This is a genomic window from Stenotrophomonas sp. P2112, from assembly GCF_041897515.1.
Classification (GTDB): domain Bacteria; phylum Pseudomonadota; class Gammaproteobacteria; order Xanthomonadales; family Xanthomonadaceae; genus Stenotrophomonas; species Stenotrophomonas sepilia.
Genome location: NZ_CP169216.1, coordinates 1,057,583 through 1,073,439 on the forward strand (window position 1 = coordinate 1,057,583; position 15,857 = coordinate 1,073,439).

Genomic DNA, 15,857 nt, shown 5'->3' on the forward strand with positions numbered 1-15,857 from the left:
GCTGCGGGGATCCGACCCTAGGTCTTGGTGTGGGTCGGAGCTCCGCGTTGCGGGGATCCGGCCCGGCAGGGATCAGTGCAGCAGCACCAGCGTGGCCAGGCCGAGGAAGGTGAAGAAGCCCATCGAGTCGGTCACGGCAGTCAGGAAGATGCCACTGGCCAGCGCCGGGTCGAAGCCGAAGCGTTTCAGGGTCAGCGGCACCAGTACGCCGGCCAGCGCCGCAAACAGCAGGTTGCAGGTCAGCGCGATGGCGATCACCGCCGACAGCCCGGGCGAGTGGAACCAGACCAGCACGATCAGTCCCAGGATCGAGCCGAGCAGCAGGCCGTTGAGCGCGGCCACCCGCACTTCCTTCCACAGCAGCGTGCGCGCGTTGGAGGCGCCCACCTGGCCCAACGCCAGGCCGCGCACCATCAGCGCCAGCACCTGGGTACCGGCGTTACCGCCGAGGCCGGCGACGATCGGCATCAGCACCGCCAGCGCCACCAGCTTGTCGATGGTGCCTTCGAAATGGCCGACCACGCTGGAGGCCAGGAACGCCGTGCACAGATTGATCGACAGCCACATCAGGCGGCGGCGCATGGCGCGCCAGACCGGGCTGAACAGGTCCTCGTCCTCGTCCAGGCCGGCTGCGCCCAGCGCCTGGTGCTCGGCCTGGCCACGGATGATGTCGACCACGTCATCGATGGTGATGCGGCCAACGAGGATGTTGTTCTCGTCCACTACCGGTGCGGAGATCCAGTCATGGTCGGAGAACTGCCGTGCCACTTCTTGGTCGCTCTCGCCGACGTCGATGGCCGGCTGCTCGTCGTCGATCAGGCGGTTGATCGGGGTGGTGTCCTCGTGGGTCACCAGTGCCGCCAGCGACACCCGGCCGAGATACTGGTGCCGCCGGCTGACCACGAACAGGTGGTCGGTGTGGTCAGGCAATTCGCCGCGCAGGCGCAGGTAGCGCAGCACCACGTCGACGTTGACGTCGGCGCGCACGGTCACCACGTCCGGGTTCATCAGGCGGCCGGCGCTGTCCTCGGGATAGGACAGCACCTGTTCCAGCCGCTCGCGGTTCTCGCGGTCCATCGACTTGAGGACTTCATCGATGACCGTATCCGGCAGGTCTTCGACCAGGTCGGCCAGATCGTCGATGTCCAGGTCTTCGACCGCGGCGATGATCTCGTCCGGGTCCATGTCCGCGAGCAGGCTTTCGCGCACGTCCTCGCCGACGTGGACCAGCACCTCGCCGTCGTCCTCAGGATCGACCAGGCCCCACACCACCTCGCGCTTGCCCGGCGGCAGTGATTCAAGCAGGTTGCCGATCTCGGCCGGGGCCAGGGTGTTGACCAGGCGACGTACCGGGCCCAGCCGGCCGCTGTCCAGTGCATCGGACAGCATCCGCAGTTGGCGCGCAGTCTTGTCGTGGCGTACAGCTTCAGCCATCGCAGCTCCCGCGGGATAAGAAAAGCCGCGATCCCGGCAAGGATGCGGCAACAGGGGTGTTCAGCGCGTCATTATCGCAAGGGGATGTTTCAGCGCATAGCCGCCGGATGGCGGTAGTGCCGGCCGCTGGCCGGCAACCTCTTGGCCTTCAACGAGACGGGGTCAGATCCCTTTTCCCGCGGGAAAGGGATCTGACCCCAGGCGTGCATGCCCGGCGAGCGGGTGGTGTCAGGGCGTATCGGCCACCAGCGTCAGCCAGCGTTCGATGGCGCGGCGGTCGCGCGCGGTCAGCAGCTTCGGCGCGCGCGCGCGCAGCACGGACAGGTCGGCTTCGCGTATCGCGCGGCGTACCTCCAGCAACGTACCGGGGTGCAGGCTGAACTCGCTCAGGCCCAGCGCCAGCAGCAGCGGGGTCATCCGGGCATCACCGGCCATCTCGCCGCAGACCGCCACCGGGATGCGGTGACGCGCGCCGGTCTCGATCACCATCTGCAGCAGCCGCAGCACGGCCGGGTGCAACGGTGAATACAACTCGCCCAGCGCCTCGTTGTTGCGGTCGGCAGCCAGCAGGTACTGCACCAGATCGTTGGTGCCGATCGACAGGAAATCGACCAGGTCGATGAAGCTCTCCAGCGCCAGCGCAGCGGCGGGGACTTCGATCATCGCGCCCAGCGGTACGTGGTCGGACACCATGTGCCCTTCGCCGCGCAGCTGTTCGGTCAGTTTGAGCATGCGCCGGCGCACGGCCAGCAGCTCCTCGCGGGTGCTGACCATCGGCACCAGTACGCGCAGTTTGCCGTATGCAGACGCGCGCAGGATCGCGCGCAGCTGGGTGTCGGCCACTTTCGGCCGTGCCAGCGACAGGCGCACCCCGCGCAGGCCGAGTGCAGGGTTCTCTTCGTTGCTCAGGGTCAGGCCGGTACGGTCGGCCTTGTCCGCGCCCAGGTCCAGCGTGCGTATGGTGACCGGCCGCCCGCTCATGCCCAGCGCGGCATCGCGGTAGGTCTGGAACTGCTCTTCTTCGTCCGGCAGCTCATTGCGCTGCAGGAACAGGAATTCGGTGCGGTACAGGCCGAGCCCCTGCGCGCCCAGTGCATGCGCCTGGGTCACGTCTTCCAGCGATTCGGCATTGGCCAGCAGGGCAATGTCGACGTGGTCGCGGGTACGGCTGGGCTTGCTGCGCAGGCGGCCGAGCTCGCGCTGCTCGCGCGCATGTTCCTTCAGCCGGACGCGGTAGTCCCGCAGGTTGTCGGCCTGCGGGTTGACGGTGATGCTGCCGTCGGCGCCATCGATGATCAGCACATCGCCATCGGCGATGCGGCTGAGCAGCTGCGGCACGTTGACGATCAGGGGCAGGTGCAGGCTGCGCGCCAGGATCGCGCTGTGCGACAGCGCGCTGCCGGCGGCCGTGACGATGCCGACTACGCCCTGTGCCTGCAGCTGCGCCAGCTCGGAGGGCGCGATGTTGTCACAGACCAGGATCTCGCCGGCCAGGCCTTTCACTGCCGACGGCCGTTCGGGTTGCAGGAAGGCGTGGATGCGCCCGATCACATGGTCGAGATCGTCCATGCGGCTCTTCAGATAGGCATCGTCCATGCCATCGAAGACCTTGGCCAGGCGGTCGCGCTGCAGGCGCAAGGCATAGCCGGCGCTGTACGGGCCACTGCGGATCAGCTCGTCCAGGCCGTACAGCAGCTCGGGGTCGTCCAGCAGCAGCGCGTGCAGGTCGAGGAACTCGCCCACTTCCTGGTTCAGGGCGCCATGCAGGCGCTGGCGCAGCTCGTGCATTTCCGTACGCGCGGCATCCAGCGCCCGGTGCAGGCGCGCCAGTTCGGCCTCGACCTGGTGGGCGGCCACGCGCTGCTCGGCCACCTCCAGCGCATGCGGCAGCCGCACGCGTGCCCGGCCCATCGCCGTTCCGCGCGCGGCGCCGTGGCCGGCCAGCAGCTGTACCGGCCGTTGGCCGGAAGGGACCTGGCTGGCGCGTGCGCGCGGCACGCTCAGCTGTCCTCGTCGAAGCGGCGTTCGAACAGGCCGACCACCGCTTCCATCGCGGCGGCTTCGTCCTCGCCGTTGATGCGCACGGTGACCGGGGTGCCCTGGCCGGCGGCCAGCAGCATCACGCCCATGATGCTCTTGGCGTTGATCTCACGGCCCTTGGCGGCCATGGTCACGTTGCAGCGGAACGGCGCCAGGGTCTGCACCAGCTTGGCGGTGGCCCGGGCATGCAGGCCCAGGCGGTTGCTGACGGTGAGTTCTCGTTCAAGCATCGTCGACTATCGCTCCATTACGGGTACCCGCCGCGGCTGTGGCAGGCAGTTGATCCAGTCCCTGTTCCGGATAATTCATCACCCGCAGCAACATCGGCAGGCTCAGCGCCGATACCCGGCGAACCGGGGTCCCCAGCCGGGCCAGCTGCCCGGCAAGGTTGGCGGGGCTGGCGCCGTACAGGTCGGTCAGGATCAGCACGCCGTCACCTCCATCGACCCGCCGCAAAGCGGCCGAGGCGAGCGGGAGCAGGGCGTCCAGGTCTGCGTCGAACGGTACTTCGAAAGCTTCGGTTTTCAGCGGCAACTGCCGCAGGAGCCGGGTCGCCACGTCAAGCAGGGCGGTCCCGACCCCGGGATGTGTTACGAGGAGAATGCCACAGGTCATTACTGCACGTTAACAGGTCAAGGTGAATCGGCGATAGCAGCAGATGAGGGGTACTGTGTCCCGTATTCAGTGTTGCTCGGGTCGGGGACCTTTTTCATTGGAAAAGGGATCCGACCCCATGCGTTTTTCGATGCCTGGCAGCGATTCATCCACGCATGGCGTGGATCTACCGTGTCGACCAAGGTCGACACCTACCAACAGCGCACGGAATCTGTCAGAGGCGGGGCGGTGTGGGTAGGCAGGACCGTTGGCGCCATGGATGGCGCCATCGAGCCCCCATGGACGGGTTCACGGCGTGTCCTGGCTACCCACACCGCCCCGCCATCCCACGGAATGCCGCTTTTGCTTTTGCTGTTGCTGTTGCTGTTGCTGTTGCTGTTGCCGGCCAGCGGCCGGCACTACCAACGGGTGCCGGGCGCAGCCCGGCCGACCACCCTCAATCCTGTTCGCGGTGGTAGGTGGCCACGTCCTGCCAGCCCATCTCGCGGGCGTGCCGGGCCATGCGCTCGGCCAGGAACACCGAGCGGTGCTTGCCGCCGGTGCAGCCGAACGCCACGGTCACGTAGCTGCGGGTGCCATCCCCCAGTTTCGGCAGCCAGGTATCCAGGAAATCCATCAGCTGGGCCAGGTAACGCTGCACGTCGGGCTGCGCTTCCAGATAGTCGCGCACGCCCGGCTCGCGGCCGCTCAGCGCGCGCAGGTCCGGGTCCCAGTGTGGATTGGGCAGCACCCGCGCATCGAACACGAAGTCCGCCTCGGCCGGTACGCCGCGCTTGTAGGCGAATGATTCGAACAGCAGCGACAGGCCAGTGGCATGGTCCATCGCGAACTCGGTGATGATCCGCCGCCGAAGCTGGTGCACGTTGAGGGTGCTGGTATCGATCACCGCATCGGCCTCGCGGCGCAACGGTGCGGTCAGCTCGCGCTCGCGGGCGATCGCTTCGGGCAGCGACAGGCCCAGCTGGCTCAGCGGATGGCGACGACGGGTGTCGGCGTAGCGCTTGAGCACCGTTTCGTCGCTGGCCTCGAAGAACAGTACCTTCACTTCCACGCCGGCGTCGGTGGCCAGCTGCCGCCAGTCGCCCAGCTGGCTCAGGTCGGCCTGGCCGCGCACGTCGATGCCCACCGCCAGCCGGCGCGGCGCGCTGCCGTCGTGGTTGGCCAGCAGGCTGCGCACGAACTCCGGCAGCAGGTGGATCGGCAGGTTGTCCGAGCAGTAGTAGTCCTGGTCCTCGAAGGTCTTCAGGGCGACGGATTTACCCGAGCCGGACAGGCCGCTGACGATGATCAGGGTCGGGGCGGTGGGGATTGCGGTGCTCATGGACAGGCTCTTCGAGGGGCAGGAGGATCAGGGAGTTCGCCGTTCCAACAGGTTGCTGTGGCGGGCGATGAACATGGCCGCCGGGTCAATGCCCTTGGTGCGCAGGATGTGCAGGCGGGTGGCGGCTTCGGTCAGCACGGCCAGGTTGCGGCCGGGCATCACCGGCAGGGTGATCAGCGGAACGTCCAGATCCAGCACATGGCGGGTGCCCGAGTCGCCGGTCAGGCGCTCGTAGCCATGCGGGGTGGGTTCGGTCATCGGCTTGGTCAGGTGGACGATCAGCCGAAGGTACTTGTTCTTCTTTACAGCCGTGTCGCCGAACATCTCGCGCACGTTCAGCACGCCCAGACCGCGCACTTCCAGCAGGTCCTGCAGCAGTTCGGGGCAGGTGCCGTCGAGCACGTCCGGGGCGATCTGGGTGAACTCGGGGGCGTCGTCGGCGACCAGGCGGTGACCACGGCTGAGCAGTTCCAGTGCCAGCTCGCTCTTGCCCGACCCGGCCTCACCGGTGATCAGCACGCCAATGGAATAGATCTCCATGAACACGCCGTGCAGGATCACCCTCGGCGCGAGCGTGCGCGCCAGGTGGTAGGACAGGTGGTTCAGCAGTTCGTGGCCGCGCTTGGGCGACAACCACAGCGGCGTGCCGGATTCATCGGCGGCGGCGCGCAGGTCTTCCGGGCAGGCCTGGTTGCGGGTCAGCACCAGCGCAAGCGGGTGCGACTGCATGATCTTTTCGATGGTCTCCCAGCGCTGGCGCGGTTCCAGCGCATCCAGCCAGGACAGTTCCTCGGTGCCCAGGATCTGCACCTTGTTGGGATAGATGGCGTTGAGGTAGCCGGCCAGCGAGGGGCGCCGCGAGACGGTATTGCCGGCCTCCAGCTCGCGCTTCTCACCGGATTTGCCTGCGGCCCAGCGCAGCCCCAGCCGCTCGCGCTGCTGTTCGAACAGTTCACGGGCGGTGATGCTGGTATTCATGCGGCGCTCGCAGGTGGGGTCATGTCCAGCGCCTCGCGCAGGGCCCGGGCATCGCCGGCCGCACGCAGGGCCTGGCGGATATCCGGCGCGGAAAACAGCTCGGCCAGCTCGGACAGCAGCATCAGGTGCTGGTGGGTGTAGTGGGCCGGGACGGCCATCGCGAACACCAGGTCCACCGGCTCTTCGCCGCCGAAGTCGACCGGGGCCGCCAGACGCAGCAGGGCGCCACGGGGGCGGTCCAGGGTCGGCGCGCGGCCGTGGGGGATGGCGATACCGTGGCCGATCGCGGTGCTGCCCAGGGCTTCGCGCTGGCACAGGTTCAGATAGATCTGTTCGGCATTGGCCTGGCGGCAGGCCAGCAACCCGGCGGCGGCCTGCAGGACGCTGTCACGGTCGGTGGCCGTGCAGAGCTGGGTCTGCACGGCCGCCAGGAGGTCAGTCAGGGGCATGTCTGCGGGGAACGGTGGCGATCAGCCACCATTGTCGCCCACCGGCAGCGGTGCGTGCTGCTGTTTTTTCTCCTTGTGCTTGATGACCAGGCGGTCAAGCTTGTCCGCAAGCAGGTCGATCGCGGCATACATGGTCTGGCCGCCGGCCTCGGCGTGCAGGGTCTGCCCCGGGATGTTGAGGCTGGCGTCGACGTGGTGTTCGGTCTTCTGCAGCTTGAGGGTCACCCGCGCTTCGCAGTGCTGGTCGAAGTGTTTTCCGATCCGGGCCAGCTTCTCCTCCACATAGGACTGCAGGGCCGGGGTGACTTCGACGTCTTTGCCAAACGTTTCGATGCGCATCGGGTTTCTCCTGTGTTCGGATGTGCCAATGAACCTCTCCGCCGGGCGCGGCGGCGCGTCAAGCGATTCTGACCCTTTCGTGCGAGGCGGAGATGTTCATGGCTTCACGATACTTCGCCACGGTGCGTCGCGCTACTGGAATTCCCGACGATTTGAGCAGGTCAGCCAGCTTGGCGTCAGAAAGCGGCTTGCGCGGGTTTTCGTCGTCGATCAGGCGCCGGATCATCGCCTGGATGGCGGTGCTGGACGCCTCGCCACCGCCTTCGGTATCGATGCCCGAGGCAAAGAAGGCACGCAGCGGCAGCGTGCCGCGCGGCGTGCGCACATGCTTGCGGGCGATCGCGCGCGACACCGTCGACTCGTGCAGGCCCAGTTCGGCGGCGATCTCGCGCAGGGTCAGCGGACGCAGCGCCTGTTCGCCGAACTCGAGGAAACCGGCCTGCTGGTGGATCAGGCTGCGCACCACCCGCAGCAGGGTTTCACCGCGCTGCTGCAGGCCCTTCAGCAGCCAGCGCGCCTCCTGCAGCTGGCCACGCAGGTAGCCGGCGTCGGCCTCGCCACAGCGGCGGATCAGCTGTTCGTAGCCACGGTGGATCACCACCTTTGGCCCGGCATGGGCGGCCAGCGCCGCGCGCCAGATGCCGTTCTGCCGCCACACCACCACGTCGGGCACCACGTAGGTATCCTGCGAAAGCGGCGCGATCTGAGTCCCTGGACGCGGGTCCAGCGAGCGCAGCAGGGCGACCGCTGCCTCGACCTCGTCCAGCGGCTGTTTCAGTTCATGGGCCAGACCGGCGACGCCACTGCGTGGCAGCCGTTCCAGCGGGCCTGCGGCAATCTGCCGCGCCAGCGCCAGGCCCGCGGTGTCACCAGGCAACACATCCAGCTGCAGCTGCAGGCATTCGCCGAGCGTGCGCGCGGCAACGCCGACCGGGTCGAAGCGCTGGATGCGATGCAGCACGGCGAGGATCTCGTCCTCGTCGGCGTGGATCGCCGGCAACAGGGTTTCAGCGATGGTGGCCAGCGGCTCGCGCAGGTACCCGTCGTCGTCCAATGCATCGATCAGTGCCGCGCCGATGCTGCGATCACGCGAGGACAGATGCGACAGATGCAGCTGCCACAGCAGATGGTCGGCCAGTGTTTCGGTTTCGGCTACGCGCTCGGCAGCGCTGCCGTTGTCGTCGTCATCGTCGAAGCTGCCGCCACTGCCGGCAGCGCTCCAGTCGAGCTCGGCCGGTGCCCAGTCGTCGCCATTGTCGGCGCGTTCGGCCGGCGTGTCGGCGTCCGTGTTGTCGCCGCCTTCATTGGCGGCACTGCTGTCGTTGCTGTCGGCCCAGTCCAGCAGCGGATTGCTTTCCACGGCCTGGGCGATTTCAAGCTCCAGCTCGGTCGTGGACATCTGCAGCAGCTTGATCGCCTGCTGCAGCTGGGGGGTGAGCACCAGCTGCTGTCCCAACGATGTCTGCAGCCGAGTCTTCATGCCTGTGCCGAACGGAAGGAAAGGGACCCAGCACCTGCGGTCACAGCTTGAAGGAATCCCCAAGGTAGACGCGACGTACGTCAGCGTTGTCCAGGATCGCCTCCGGCGAGCCCTGGGCCAGCACGGTGCCCTCGGCGAGGATATACGCGCGGTCGCAGATTCCCAAGGTCTCGCGCACGTTGTGGTCGGTGATCAGCACGCCGATACCACGCTGCTTGAGATGGGTGACGATGCGCTGGATTTCGCCCACCGAGATCGGGTCGACACCGGCAAACGGTTCGTCGAGCAGGATCAGGCGCGGCTGCGCGGCCAGTGCGCGGGCGATCTCGCAGCGACGACGTTCGCCACCGGACAGGCTGGCACCGAGCTGGTCGGCGACATGGCCCAGCTGCAGCTCGTCGAGCAGGCTGTTCAATTCGCGTTCGCGGCCGGCCGAATCCAGGTCTTCGCGCAGTTCAAGCACCAGGCGGAGGTTGTCGGCCACGGTCAGCTTGCGGAACACCGACGGCTCCTGCGGCAGGTAGCCCACGCCCTGCTTGGCACGGGTGTACATCGGGTCGCTGGTGATGTCCTTGCCGTCGAGCACGATGCTGCCTGCATCGGCGGCGACCAGGCCGACGATCATGTAGAAACAGGTGGTCTTGCCGGCACCGTTGGGGCCGAGCAAACCGACCACTTCACCGGCGTCGAGGGTCAGCCCGAAGTCCTTGACGACTTCGCGCTGCTTGTAGCGCTTGCGCAGGCCCTTGGCGACGAGCATTACTTCTTGCTCCCCGCCGGCCTGGCCGGCGTACTGGCCGGAGCCGCCGCCTTGGGTGCGGCGGCCGGCTGTGCTGCCGCGTTCTTGTTCTTCGGCGGAATGACGGTGCGCACACGGCTGCCATCACCACCGGAGTTCATCTCCCCGGTGCGGGTGTTGTAGACCATGCGCTGGCCGGCATTGGTGCCGCGCGCGCTGGTGACCTTGTAGTTGCCGGTCAGGGTGATGATCTCGGTCTTGATGTCGTAGTCGATGCGATCAGCCACCGCGTCCATCCAGGTGCCGTCGTCAAGCTGCTGCTTCATCGTGGCCTGCTTGCCGGAGAACACCGCACGCACGGCCTCGCCGTCCTTCAGGTAGATCTCCGCTTCGGACGCGCGGATGTCCAGCGTGCCCTGGGTGACGGTCACACCCTGCGAGAGCACGGTCTTGCCATCGCCGGTAAGCACGCCCGACTGGGCGCCGGACTCGATGTTCATGTTCTCGTTGCGATCGGTGGACTTGGCAAAGGCGGCGCTGGGAACCAGGAGACCGAGCGCGAGTACGGCTGCAAAGGGGATCTTCATCGGGGTCCGTTCTACCGGTGGGGCCGTCCGGGAAACCGGCGGCGGGTGGGTGGGCCGCCTTCCTTGCGCCGGTCCGGGGACGTCGCAGGAGGGTGGCGGAATCAGCGTCGGGGCGTGTAACGGCCCTTGGACTGGCTGAGGAAATGATACGTGTTGTTCTTCGAATCCACCTCGAAGCCGACGCCGGACTGTTCCATGCCGGGGCGGGTCATGGTGACCCGCGCATCGGTGCGGGCGCGGTTCTCCTTCGGAAACACGTCCAGGTGGTCGGTGCGGAAAGTGGTCGGCACCACGCCCGGATCGGCCGGACTGTCGCCGGCGACATTGCCGCGCAGCTTCATCTCGTCGCCCTTGGCACTGAGCCAGCCGGTCTCGGCGCGCAGGGTCCAGTGCTTGCCATCCTTGTCCGGCATCTCGAACAGCGGGGTGGCGATGTTGATGGTCTGGTCGCCGCGCTGGCGTTCCAGCCGCGGTGCGCGCAGGGTGGTCGATTCCTTGCCCTGCTCATCCAGCGCGACGATCTGGAAGTCGTGCAGGATGTAGTCCACGCCGGCGTCCTGGCCGGCAGTGGCCGGGCCCTTGTCACGGTTGCGCAGGGCCGCCCAGCTGCTGAGCAGGGCCGCCAGCAGCAGGCCGATGCCGAGCACGGTGCGCCAGTTCAGGGTGGGCAGGTTCATGCGCCGAACCTCGCCAGCACCGCGTCCACATGGCCCTGGGCGGCCAGCAGGATGTCGCACAGTTCACGGGCGGCGCCACGTCCGCCATCGGCGCGGGTCTGCCAGTGCACGCGCTCGGCGATCCACGGGTGGGCGTTGGCTGGCGCCACCGCCAGGCCGACCGCGCCCAGCGGCGCCAGGTCCGGCAGGTCGTCGCCCATGAAGGCCACCTGCTCCAGGCCGATGCCATGCTGTGCGCACAGCGTCTGCACGCTGGCCAGCTTGTCGCCCACGGCGATCTGGGTGTCGATGCCGAGGTCGGCGCCGCGCTTGAGCGCGGACTGGCTGTTGCGCGCGGTGATCAGCACGGGGTGGATGCCGTGCTGCTGCAGCAGTTTCAGGCCCAGACCGTCCTGCACGAAGTACGCCTTGCTCTCGTTGCCGTCCTTGTCGTAGTACAGCCGACCGTCGGTGAGGGTACCGTCCACGTCGAAGCAGGCCAGGCGGACGCGGGCCGCAGCGGCATGCAGGTGGGCGGGGAACGCGGGCAGCGGGGACCAGGGCATCAGGCGATCAGGCTCGGTGGGGGCGGGTGGGGCATTACAGACTGAATGGGGTCTACGGACTGTCGGTTAAACCACCCGGGCCCGCAACAGGTCATGAATGTTCAGGGCGCCGACCGCACGGCCCTGGCCATCGACCACGATCAGGCCGTTGATTTTCTGGGTCTCCATCTGCCGCGCGGCCTCTACGGCCAGCTGGTCGGCACCGATGGTGCGCGGGTTGCGGGTCATCACATCGGCGATCTTCGCGGTGCGCACGTCCAGCGCGCTGTCCAGCGCCCGGCGCAGGTCGCCGTCGGTGAACAGGCCGATCAGCACGCCATCGGCGTCGACCACGGCGGTCATGCCGAGGCGCTTGCGGCTCATTTCCACCAGCGCCTCGCTGAGGCTGGCATCGGCGCCCACGCTGGGCAGGTCCTCGCCGGTGTGCATGACATCGGTGATGTGCAGCAGCAGGCGACGGCCGAGGCTGCCGGCCGGGTGCGAGCGGGCGAAGTCGTCGGCGGTGAAGCCGCGCGCATCAAGCAGGGCTACGGCCAGCGCATCGCCCATCGCCAGCGAGGCGGTGGTGCTGGAGGTCGGCGCCAGCGCCAGCGGGCAGGCCTCGGCCGGCACGCTCACATCCAGGTGGATGTTGGCGGCCGTGGCCAGGCTCGACTGCGGGCGGCCGGTCATGGAAATCAGCACGTTGCCCTGGCGCTTGAGCACAGGCAGCAGCATCAGCACCTCATCGGACTCGCCCGAATAGGACAGGGCCAGTACCACGTCGGCTTCGGTGATCATGCCCAGGTCGCCGTGGCCGGCTTCGCCGGGATGCACGTAGAACGCCGGTGTGCCGGTGGAGGCCAGGGTGGCGGCGATCTTGCGGGCAATGTGGCCGGATTTGCCCATGCCGGTGGCGACCACCCGGCCGCGGCTGGCCAGGATCGCCTCGCAGGCCTGCTGGAAGGCCTCGCCAAGGCGGTCGGCGACGGCATCCAGCGCCTGCCGCTCGATCTCGAACACGCGGCGGCCACTGGCGACCAGGCCGGCAGGGTCGACGGAACGGGGGGGCAACAGGGATTCGGCCATGCGGACGCCACGCAGCGGAAGTAGAATGGAGGCACATTTTATTAGGAAAGCCCGTTGGACGCCGACACCATCCGCAATCTGATCGAAACCGGCCTGCCTGGCGCCCGCGCCGACGTGCAGGGCGATGATGGCGTGCATTTCGAAGCGACCGTGGTCTGCGAGGCGTTCGCCGGCAAGATGCCGCTGGCCCGCCACCGCATGGTCTATGCCACGCTGGGCGACCTGATGGGCGGCGCGATCCACGCGCTGGCGCTGAAAACCGTGACCCCGGCCGAAGCCGGCTGAACCGCAGAAGATCCCGAATACATGGCCAAGATCGTTGTGACCGGCGGCGCTGCGCTGCACGGTGAAGTGAGCATCTCCGGCGCCAAGAACGCCGTCCTCCCCATCCTCTGCGCGACCCTGCTGGCCGATGAGCCGGTGGAGATCACCAACGTGCCGCACCTGCACGACGTGGTCACCACGGTCAAGCTGCTGGGCGAACTGGGTGCCAAGGTCACCATCGACCAGGGCACGCTGTCGCGTGGCAGTGCGATCGTGGTCGACCCGCGTTCGGTCAACCAGCACGTTGCGCCGTACGAGCTGGTCAAGACCATGCGCGCCTCGATCCTGGTGCTGGGCCCGCTGCTGGCCCGCTTCGGCGCGGCGGAAGTGTCGCTGCCCGGCGGCTGCGCGATCGGTTCGCGTCCGGTCGACCAGCACATCAAGGGCCTGCAGGCGCTGGGTGCCGAGATCGTGGTCGAGAACGGCTTCATCAAGGCCACTGCCAAGCGGCTGAAGGGCGGCCATTTCACCTTCGACATGGTCAGCGTCACCGGCACCGAGAACGTGCTGATGGGCGCGGTGCTGGCCGAAGGCACCACCGTCCTCGACAACTGCGCGATGGAACCGGAAGTGACCGATCTGGCGCATTGCCTGATCGCGCTGGGCGCGAAGATCGAAGGCCTGGGCACTGCCCGCCTGGTCATTGAAGGCGTCGAGCGCCTGTCCGGCGGCCGCCACGAAGTGCTGCCCGACCGCATCGAGACCGGTACCTTCCTGGTCGCTGCGGCGATGACCGGCGGCAAGGTCACGGTCAACCGTGCGCGCCCGAACACCATGGACGCGGTGTTGTCTAAGCTGGTCGAGGCCGGCGCGAAGATCGAGACCACCGAAGACACCATCACCCTGGACATGCAGGGCAAGCGACCGAAGGCGGTCAACCTGACCACCGCGCCGTACCCCGCATTCCCGACCGACATGCAGGCGCAGTTCATGGCGCTCAACTGCGTGGCCGACGGCGTCGGCGTGATCAACGAAACGATCTTCGAGAACCGTTTCATGCACGTCAACGAACTGCTGCGCCTGGGCGCGGACATCCAGGTCGAAGGCCACACCGCCATCGTGCGTGGCAGCGAGACCCTGAGCGGTGCGCCGGTAATGGCCACCGACCTGCGTGCCTCGGCCTCGCTGATCCTGGCCGGCCTGATGGCCAGCGGCGAGACCACCATCGACCGCATCTATCACCTTGATCGTGGCTACGAGAACATCGAAGAGAAGCTGTCTTCGCTCGGCGCCACCATCCGGCGCGTGCCATGATCCTGCGCGGCAAGTTCAGCCCGCGCCGCAAGGCGCTGCTGGCCCTGGTGCTGATCGTGCTGGCGTGGCTGGGCTATGCCTGGTACGCCAACATCGCCATCACCCAGGGCATCGAGCAGAAGGACATGGACTGGAACGGCGACGGCACGGTCTCGCGTGACGAGATCATCGAATCGTTCTACGCGGTCGCGGTGAACGACAGCCAGGACGGCAACCGCCATTGCCGCACCTTCATCTGGCGCAGCACCGGCGAGCAGATCCGCGTGGACTGCCGCACCGAGTTCAAGCCGGCCGCGGCCGAGCAAAAGAAGTAAGAACAACGCCCGCGAAAGCGGGCGTTTTTTTACGGTAGATCCACGCCATGCGTGGATGAAGGCGCCGGGTCGCTGTCGGGGTCAGAGCCCTTCCCGTTGGGAAGGGATCCGACCCCGGGCGCTCAGTTCATCGCCTTGATGGTCAGGTCCAGCGCATCGCGGCCGCTCTCACGCTGCAGCATGCGCGCCGGCACCGGGAATTCCGGCACGATCCACGCGATCAGCTCCTTGTTGCCGTCGGCACGCGAGACCTTGGTGGCCTCGTAGCTCTTGCCGCCCACGGTGATCGATTCCTTGCCGACCACGCGGTAGGTCATGTTCTTGATGCGGCCTTCGTCGACCATGCGATAGGTCAGCGGCTTGCCGGCGGCCAGGTCGCGGGCGATTGCCAGGTTGATCAGCAGCGCGTCCATGTCGCCCGTCTTCAACGCGATGGGGCCCGCACGGTCCGGCTTGATGTCGCCGGTCCAGGTGGCCTGGTTGCTGGTCCAGTTGTAGTTGGCCTGCACATTGCGCTTCTTCACCAGCAGTGCCGAACGGTCCTGGCTGCTGAGCGGGCGCAGCTGGCCGCGCACCTCTTCGAACACGGTGCTCTGGCTCAGGTCGGCCAGCTGGTTCTTCACCTGCAGCGTGTAGCGCCACTTGTTGGCTCCCTCGCTGCTCAGCGTCATGCTGCCATTGGCCTGCATGCCCATGTAGCTGGCCAGGTAATCGGCCTTGAATGGCTGCAGGGCCATGGCCGGCAGGCTGGCCACCGACAGTGCGGCTGCAGCGATCCAGGTGAGGGGGCGGGTCAGGGTGCTCATGCTCAGACTCCTTGGTACTCGATCAGGCGTAGATCGACGCGGTCTTCGCCGTCTTCGCGTTGCAGGATGCGCACCGGGGTGGGGACACCGTTGGCGATCCAGAGGATGGTTTCGTTGTTGCCGCCGTTGGTCCGGTAGACCCGCAGCGCGTTGTAGGACAGGTCGCCGACCTCGACGTTCTCGGTCTGCGGCGCGGCCTGGTAGTCGTGCTGGCGGACCTTGCCCATGTCCACGTAGCGGTAATGCATGGTGGCGCCCGGGCGGGCATCACGCATGATCGCCAGATTGATCAGCAGCGCGCTCTGGTCGCCCGGCTGCAGCGGGATCGGTTGCGCACGTTCCTTCTTGACGTCGCCGCTCCACTGCGCGGTGCCGGCCTGCCAGTTGTACGTGCCGACCGCCTTCTTGCCCAGGAACAGGCCCTTGCGCACCGTGCTCTGGCTGAGCGGCGCATAGACGCCGCTGCGCTCTTCGAACACCGTGCTCTGTTCGATGTTCAGGCCCAGCACGCTTGCAAAGCCGCGGCGGCCAACCACCTGCATGTCCACCCGCCACTGGTTGCCGCCGGTGTGGGTGACCTGCATGCTGGCGTCGCCGGCCTCCTTGCCTTTGTAGAAGGCCTGGTAGGTCGCGGTGAACGGCTGCAGCGGCGGCGGCTCCCAGGCCAGCGCCGGCGGCATCGGCACGGCCGGTTCCGCAGGCGGTTGGACTGCAGGCGCCGGCTGCGCAGGGGCCGCAGGCGCTTGCACCTGGCCCCAACCCACGCCGGGAAGCACGACAAGCGACAGCAGCAATGAAGTGGACAGCAGGGTCGTGGTCTTCATGGAGGACAGGAGCTGCAGGAGGGGGGCAGGATGCCAGCCCCGCAGTCAGCGGGGCGTGTGCGT

Annotated in this window: 19 protein-coding genes; 3 read left to right on the forward strand and 16 right to left on the reverse strand. The window is 67.4% G+C overall.

Annotated elements, in window-relative coordinates:
• Positions 1-72: 72 nt before the first annotated feature.
• From mgtE to ACEPA4_RS05000, 14 genes are all read right to left on the reverse strand, one after another.
• Positions 73-1,434, reverse strand: coding sequence for a magnesium transporter (gene mgtE, locus ACEPA4_RS04935; protein ID WP_049410631.1), 1,362 nt, complete (start codon positions 1,432-1,434; stop codon positions 73-75).
• A gap of 228 nt (positions 1,435-1,662) precedes the next feature.
• A complete protein-coding gene (gene ptsP / locus ACEPA4_RS04940) occupies positions 1,663-3,432 on the reverse strand; it encodes a phosphoenolpyruvate--protein phosphotransferase (protein ID WP_262090364.1) in 1,770 nt (589 codons plus the stop codon).
• 2 nt (positions 3,433-3,434) lie between these two features.
• Entirely contained in the window at positions 3,435-3,704 is a 270-nt protein-coding gene (locus ACEPA4_RS04945; protein ID WP_005408385.1) for an HPr family phosphocarrier protein, read from the reverse strand.
• Positions 3,697-4,089, reverse strand: a complete 393-nt coding sequence (locus ACEPA4_RS04950) for a PTS sugar transporter subunit IIA (RefSeq protein ID WP_005408386.1) — start codon at positions 4,087-4,089, stop codon at positions 3,697-3,699. The genes ACEPA4_RS04945 and ACEPA4_RS04950 overlap by 8 nt, the downstream gene beginning before the upstream one ends.
• A gap of 436 nt (positions 4,090-4,525) precedes the next feature.
• Complete coding sequence (rapZ, locus tag ACEPA4_RS04955; RefSeq protein ID WP_164092923.1) at positions 4,526-5,410, reverse strand: RNase adapter RapZ; 885 nt, start codon at positions 5,408-5,410, stop codon at positions 4,526-4,528.
• Positions 5,411-5,437: 27 nt separating this feature from the next.
• The gene (gene hprK, locus ACEPA4_RS04960; RefSeq protein ID WP_005408388.1) at positions 5,438-6,388 is read right to left on the reverse strand and encodes an HPr(Ser) kinase/phosphatase; all 951 of its coding nucleotides are present in this window, start codon (positions 6,386-6,388) and stop codon (positions 5,438-5,440) included.
• Positions 6,385-6,837, reverse strand: a complete 453-nt coding sequence (locus ACEPA4_RS04965) for a PTS sugar transporter subunit IIA (protein WP_164092922.1) — start codon at positions 6,835-6,837, stop codon at positions 6,385-6,387. Before ACEPA4_RS04965 ends, hprK begins: the two co-directional genes overlap by 4 nt.
• A 21-nt stretch (positions 6,838-6,858) precedes the next feature.
• The gene (gene hpf, locus ACEPA4_RS04970) at positions 6,859-7,176 is read right to left on the reverse strand and encodes a ribosome hibernation-promoting factor, HPF/YfiA family (RefSeq protein WP_005415556.1); all 318 of its coding nucleotides are present in this window, start codon (positions 7,174-7,176) and stop codon (positions 6,859-6,861) included.
• Between the two features lie 58 nt (positions 7,177-7,234).
• On the reverse strand, positions 7,235-8,656 hold the full coding sequence (locus tag ACEPA4_RS04975) for an RNA polymerase factor sigma-54 (protein WP_065177944.1): 1,422 nt from the start codon (positions 8,654-8,656) through the stop codon (positions 7,235-7,237).
• Between the two features lie 40 nt (positions 8,657-8,696).
• The gene (lptB, locus tag ACEPA4_RS04980) at positions 8,697-9,416 is read right to left on the reverse strand and encodes an LPS export ABC transporter ATP-binding protein (RefSeq protein WP_005415558.1); all 720 of its coding nucleotides are present in this window, start codon (positions 9,414-9,416) and stop codon (positions 8,697-8,699) included.
• Positions 9,416-9,982, reverse strand: a complete 567-nt coding sequence (gene lptA, locus ACEPA4_RS04985) for a lipopolysaccharide transport periplasmic protein LptA (RefSeq protein WP_164092921.1) — start codon at positions 9,980-9,982, stop codon at positions 9,416-9,418. The genes lptB and lptA overlap by 1 nt, the downstream gene beginning before the upstream one ends.
• A 101-nt stretch (positions 9,983-10,083) precedes the next feature.
• Entirely contained in the window at positions 10,084-10,659 is a 576-nt protein-coding gene (gene lptC / locus ACEPA4_RS04990) for an LPS export ABC transporter periplasmic protein LptC (RefSeq protein ID WP_005415560.1), read from the reverse strand.
• Positions 10,656-11,204, reverse strand: a complete 549-nt coding sequence (locus ACEPA4_RS04995) for an HAD family hydrolase (protein WP_065177942.1) — start codon at positions 11,202-11,204, stop codon at positions 10,656-10,658. The genes lptC and ACEPA4_RS04995 overlap by 4 nt, the downstream gene beginning before the upstream one ends.
• 66 nt (positions 11,205-11,270) lie before the next feature.
• A complete protein-coding gene (locus tag ACEPA4_RS05000; RefSeq protein ID WP_065185827.1) occupies positions 11,271-12,272 on the reverse strand; it encodes a KpsF/GutQ family sugar-phosphate isomerase in 1,002 nt (333 codons plus the stop codon).
• 54 nt (positions 12,273-12,326) lie between these two features.
• On the opposite strand from ACEPA4_RS05000, the gene ACEPA4_RS05005 reads away from it, so the two are divergent.
• From ACEPA4_RS05005 to ACEPA4_RS05015, 3 genes are read left to right on the forward strand one after another with little or no spacing between them, the layout of a single operon-like run.
• A complete protein-coding gene (locus ACEPA4_RS05005; RefSeq protein WP_005408396.1) occupies positions 12,327-12,557 on the forward strand; it encodes a BolA family protein in 231 nt (76 codons plus the stop codon).
• A 21-nt stretch (positions 12,558-12,578) separates the two neighbouring features.
• Positions 12,579-13,850 (forward strand): UDP-N-acetylglucosamine 1-carboxyvinyltransferase, encoded by a 1,272-nt coding sequence (murA, locus tag ACEPA4_RS05010; protein WP_065185828.1) that lies wholly within the window; start codon positions 12,579-12,581, stop codon positions 13,848-13,850.
• The gene (locus tag ACEPA4_RS05015; protein ID WP_065185829.1) at positions 13,847-14,164 is read left to right on the forward strand and encodes a hypothetical protein; all 318 of its coding nucleotides are present in this window, start codon (positions 13,847-13,849) and stop codon (positions 14,162-14,164) included. Before murA ends, ACEPA4_RS05015 begins: the two co-directional genes overlap by 4 nt.
• 122 nt (positions 14,165-14,286) lie before the next feature.
• Here the strand turns inward: ACEPA4_RS05015 and ACEPA4_RS05020 are convergent, their stop codons facing one another.
• Both ACEPA4_RS05020 and ACEPA4_RS05025 read right to left on the reverse strand, forming a co-directional pair.
• Complete coding sequence (locus ACEPA4_RS05020; protein ID WP_065177940.1) at positions 14,287-14,970, reverse strand: DUF3108 domain-containing protein; 684 nt, start codon at positions 14,968-14,970, stop codon at positions 14,287-14,289.
• 2 nt (positions 14,971-14,972) lie between these two features.
• The gene (locus ACEPA4_RS05025; RefSeq protein ID WP_005415566.1) at positions 14,973-15,794 is read right to left on the reverse strand and encodes a DUF3108 domain-containing protein; all 822 of its coding nucleotides are present in this window, start codon (positions 15,792-15,794) and stop codon (positions 14,973-14,975) included.
• Positions 15,795-15,857: the final 63 nt, after the last annotated feature.

Coding starts and splice junctions, on each gene's coding strand:
- ACEPA4_RS05015 (WP_065185829.1), top strand. CDS start 13,847: ATGATCCTGCGCGGCAAGTTCAGCCCGCGCCGCAAGGCGCTGCTGGCC.
- ACEPA4_RS04995 (WP_065177942.1), bottom strand. CDS start 11,204: ATGCCCTGGTCCCCGCTGCCCGCGTTCCCCGCCCACCTGCATGCCGCT.
- lptC (WP_005415560.1), bottom strand. CDS start 10,659: ATGAACCTGCCCACCCTGAACTGGCGCACCGTGCTCGGCATCGGCCTG.
- mgtE (WP_049410631.1), bottom strand. CDS start 1,434: ATGGCTGAAGCTGTACGCCACGACAAGACTGCGCGCCAACTGCGGATG.
- ACEPA4_RS05020 (WP_065177940.1), bottom strand. CDS start 14,970: ATGAGCACCCTGACCCGCCCCCTCACCTGGATCGCTGCAGCCGCACTG.
- ACEPA4_RS04945 (WP_005408385.1), bottom strand. CDS start 3,704: ATGCTTGAACGAGAACTCACCGTCAGCAACCGCCTGGGCCTGCATGCC.
- ACEPA4_RS04950 (WP_005408386.1), bottom strand. CDS start 4,089: ATGACCTGTGGCATTCTCCTCGTAACACATCCCGGGGTCGGGACCGCC.
- ACEPA4_RS04975 (WP_065177944.1), bottom strand. CDS start 8,656: ATGAAGACTCGGCTGCAGACATCGTTGGGACAGCAGCTGGTGCTCACC.
- murA (WP_065185828.1), top strand. CDS start 12,579: ATGGCCAAGATCGTTGTGACCGGCGGCGCTGCGCTGCACGGTGAAGTG.
- hprK (WP_005408388.1), bottom strand. CDS start 6,388: ATGAATACCAGCATCACCGCCCGTGAACTGTTCGAACAGCAGCGCGAG.
- rapZ (WP_164092923.1), bottom strand. CDS start 5,410: ATGAGCACCGCAATCCCCACCGCCCCGACCCTGATCATCGTCAGCGGC.
- ACEPA4_RS04965 (WP_164092922.1), bottom strand. CDS start 6,837: ATGCCCCTGACTGACCTCCTGGCGGCCGTGCAGACCCAGCTCTGCACG.
- ACEPA4_RS05025 (WP_005415566.1), bottom strand. CDS start 15,794: ATGAAGACCACGACCCTGCTGTCCACTTCATTGCTGCTGTCGCTTGTC.
- lptA (WP_164092921.1), bottom strand. CDS start 9,982: ATGAAGATCCCCTTTGCAGCCGTACTCGCGCTCGGTCTCCTGGTTCCC.
- ACEPA4_RS05000 (WP_065185827.1), bottom strand. CDS start 12,272: ATGGCCGAATCCCTGTTGCCCCCCCGTTCCGTCGACCCTGCCGGCCTG.
- lptB (WP_005415558.1), bottom strand. CDS start 9,416: ATGCTCGTCGCCAAGGGCCTGCGCAAGCGCTACAAGCAGCGCGAAGTC.
- hpf (WP_005415556.1), bottom strand. CDS start 7,176: ATGCGCATCGAAACGTTTGGCAAAGACGTCGAAGTCACCCCGGCCCTG.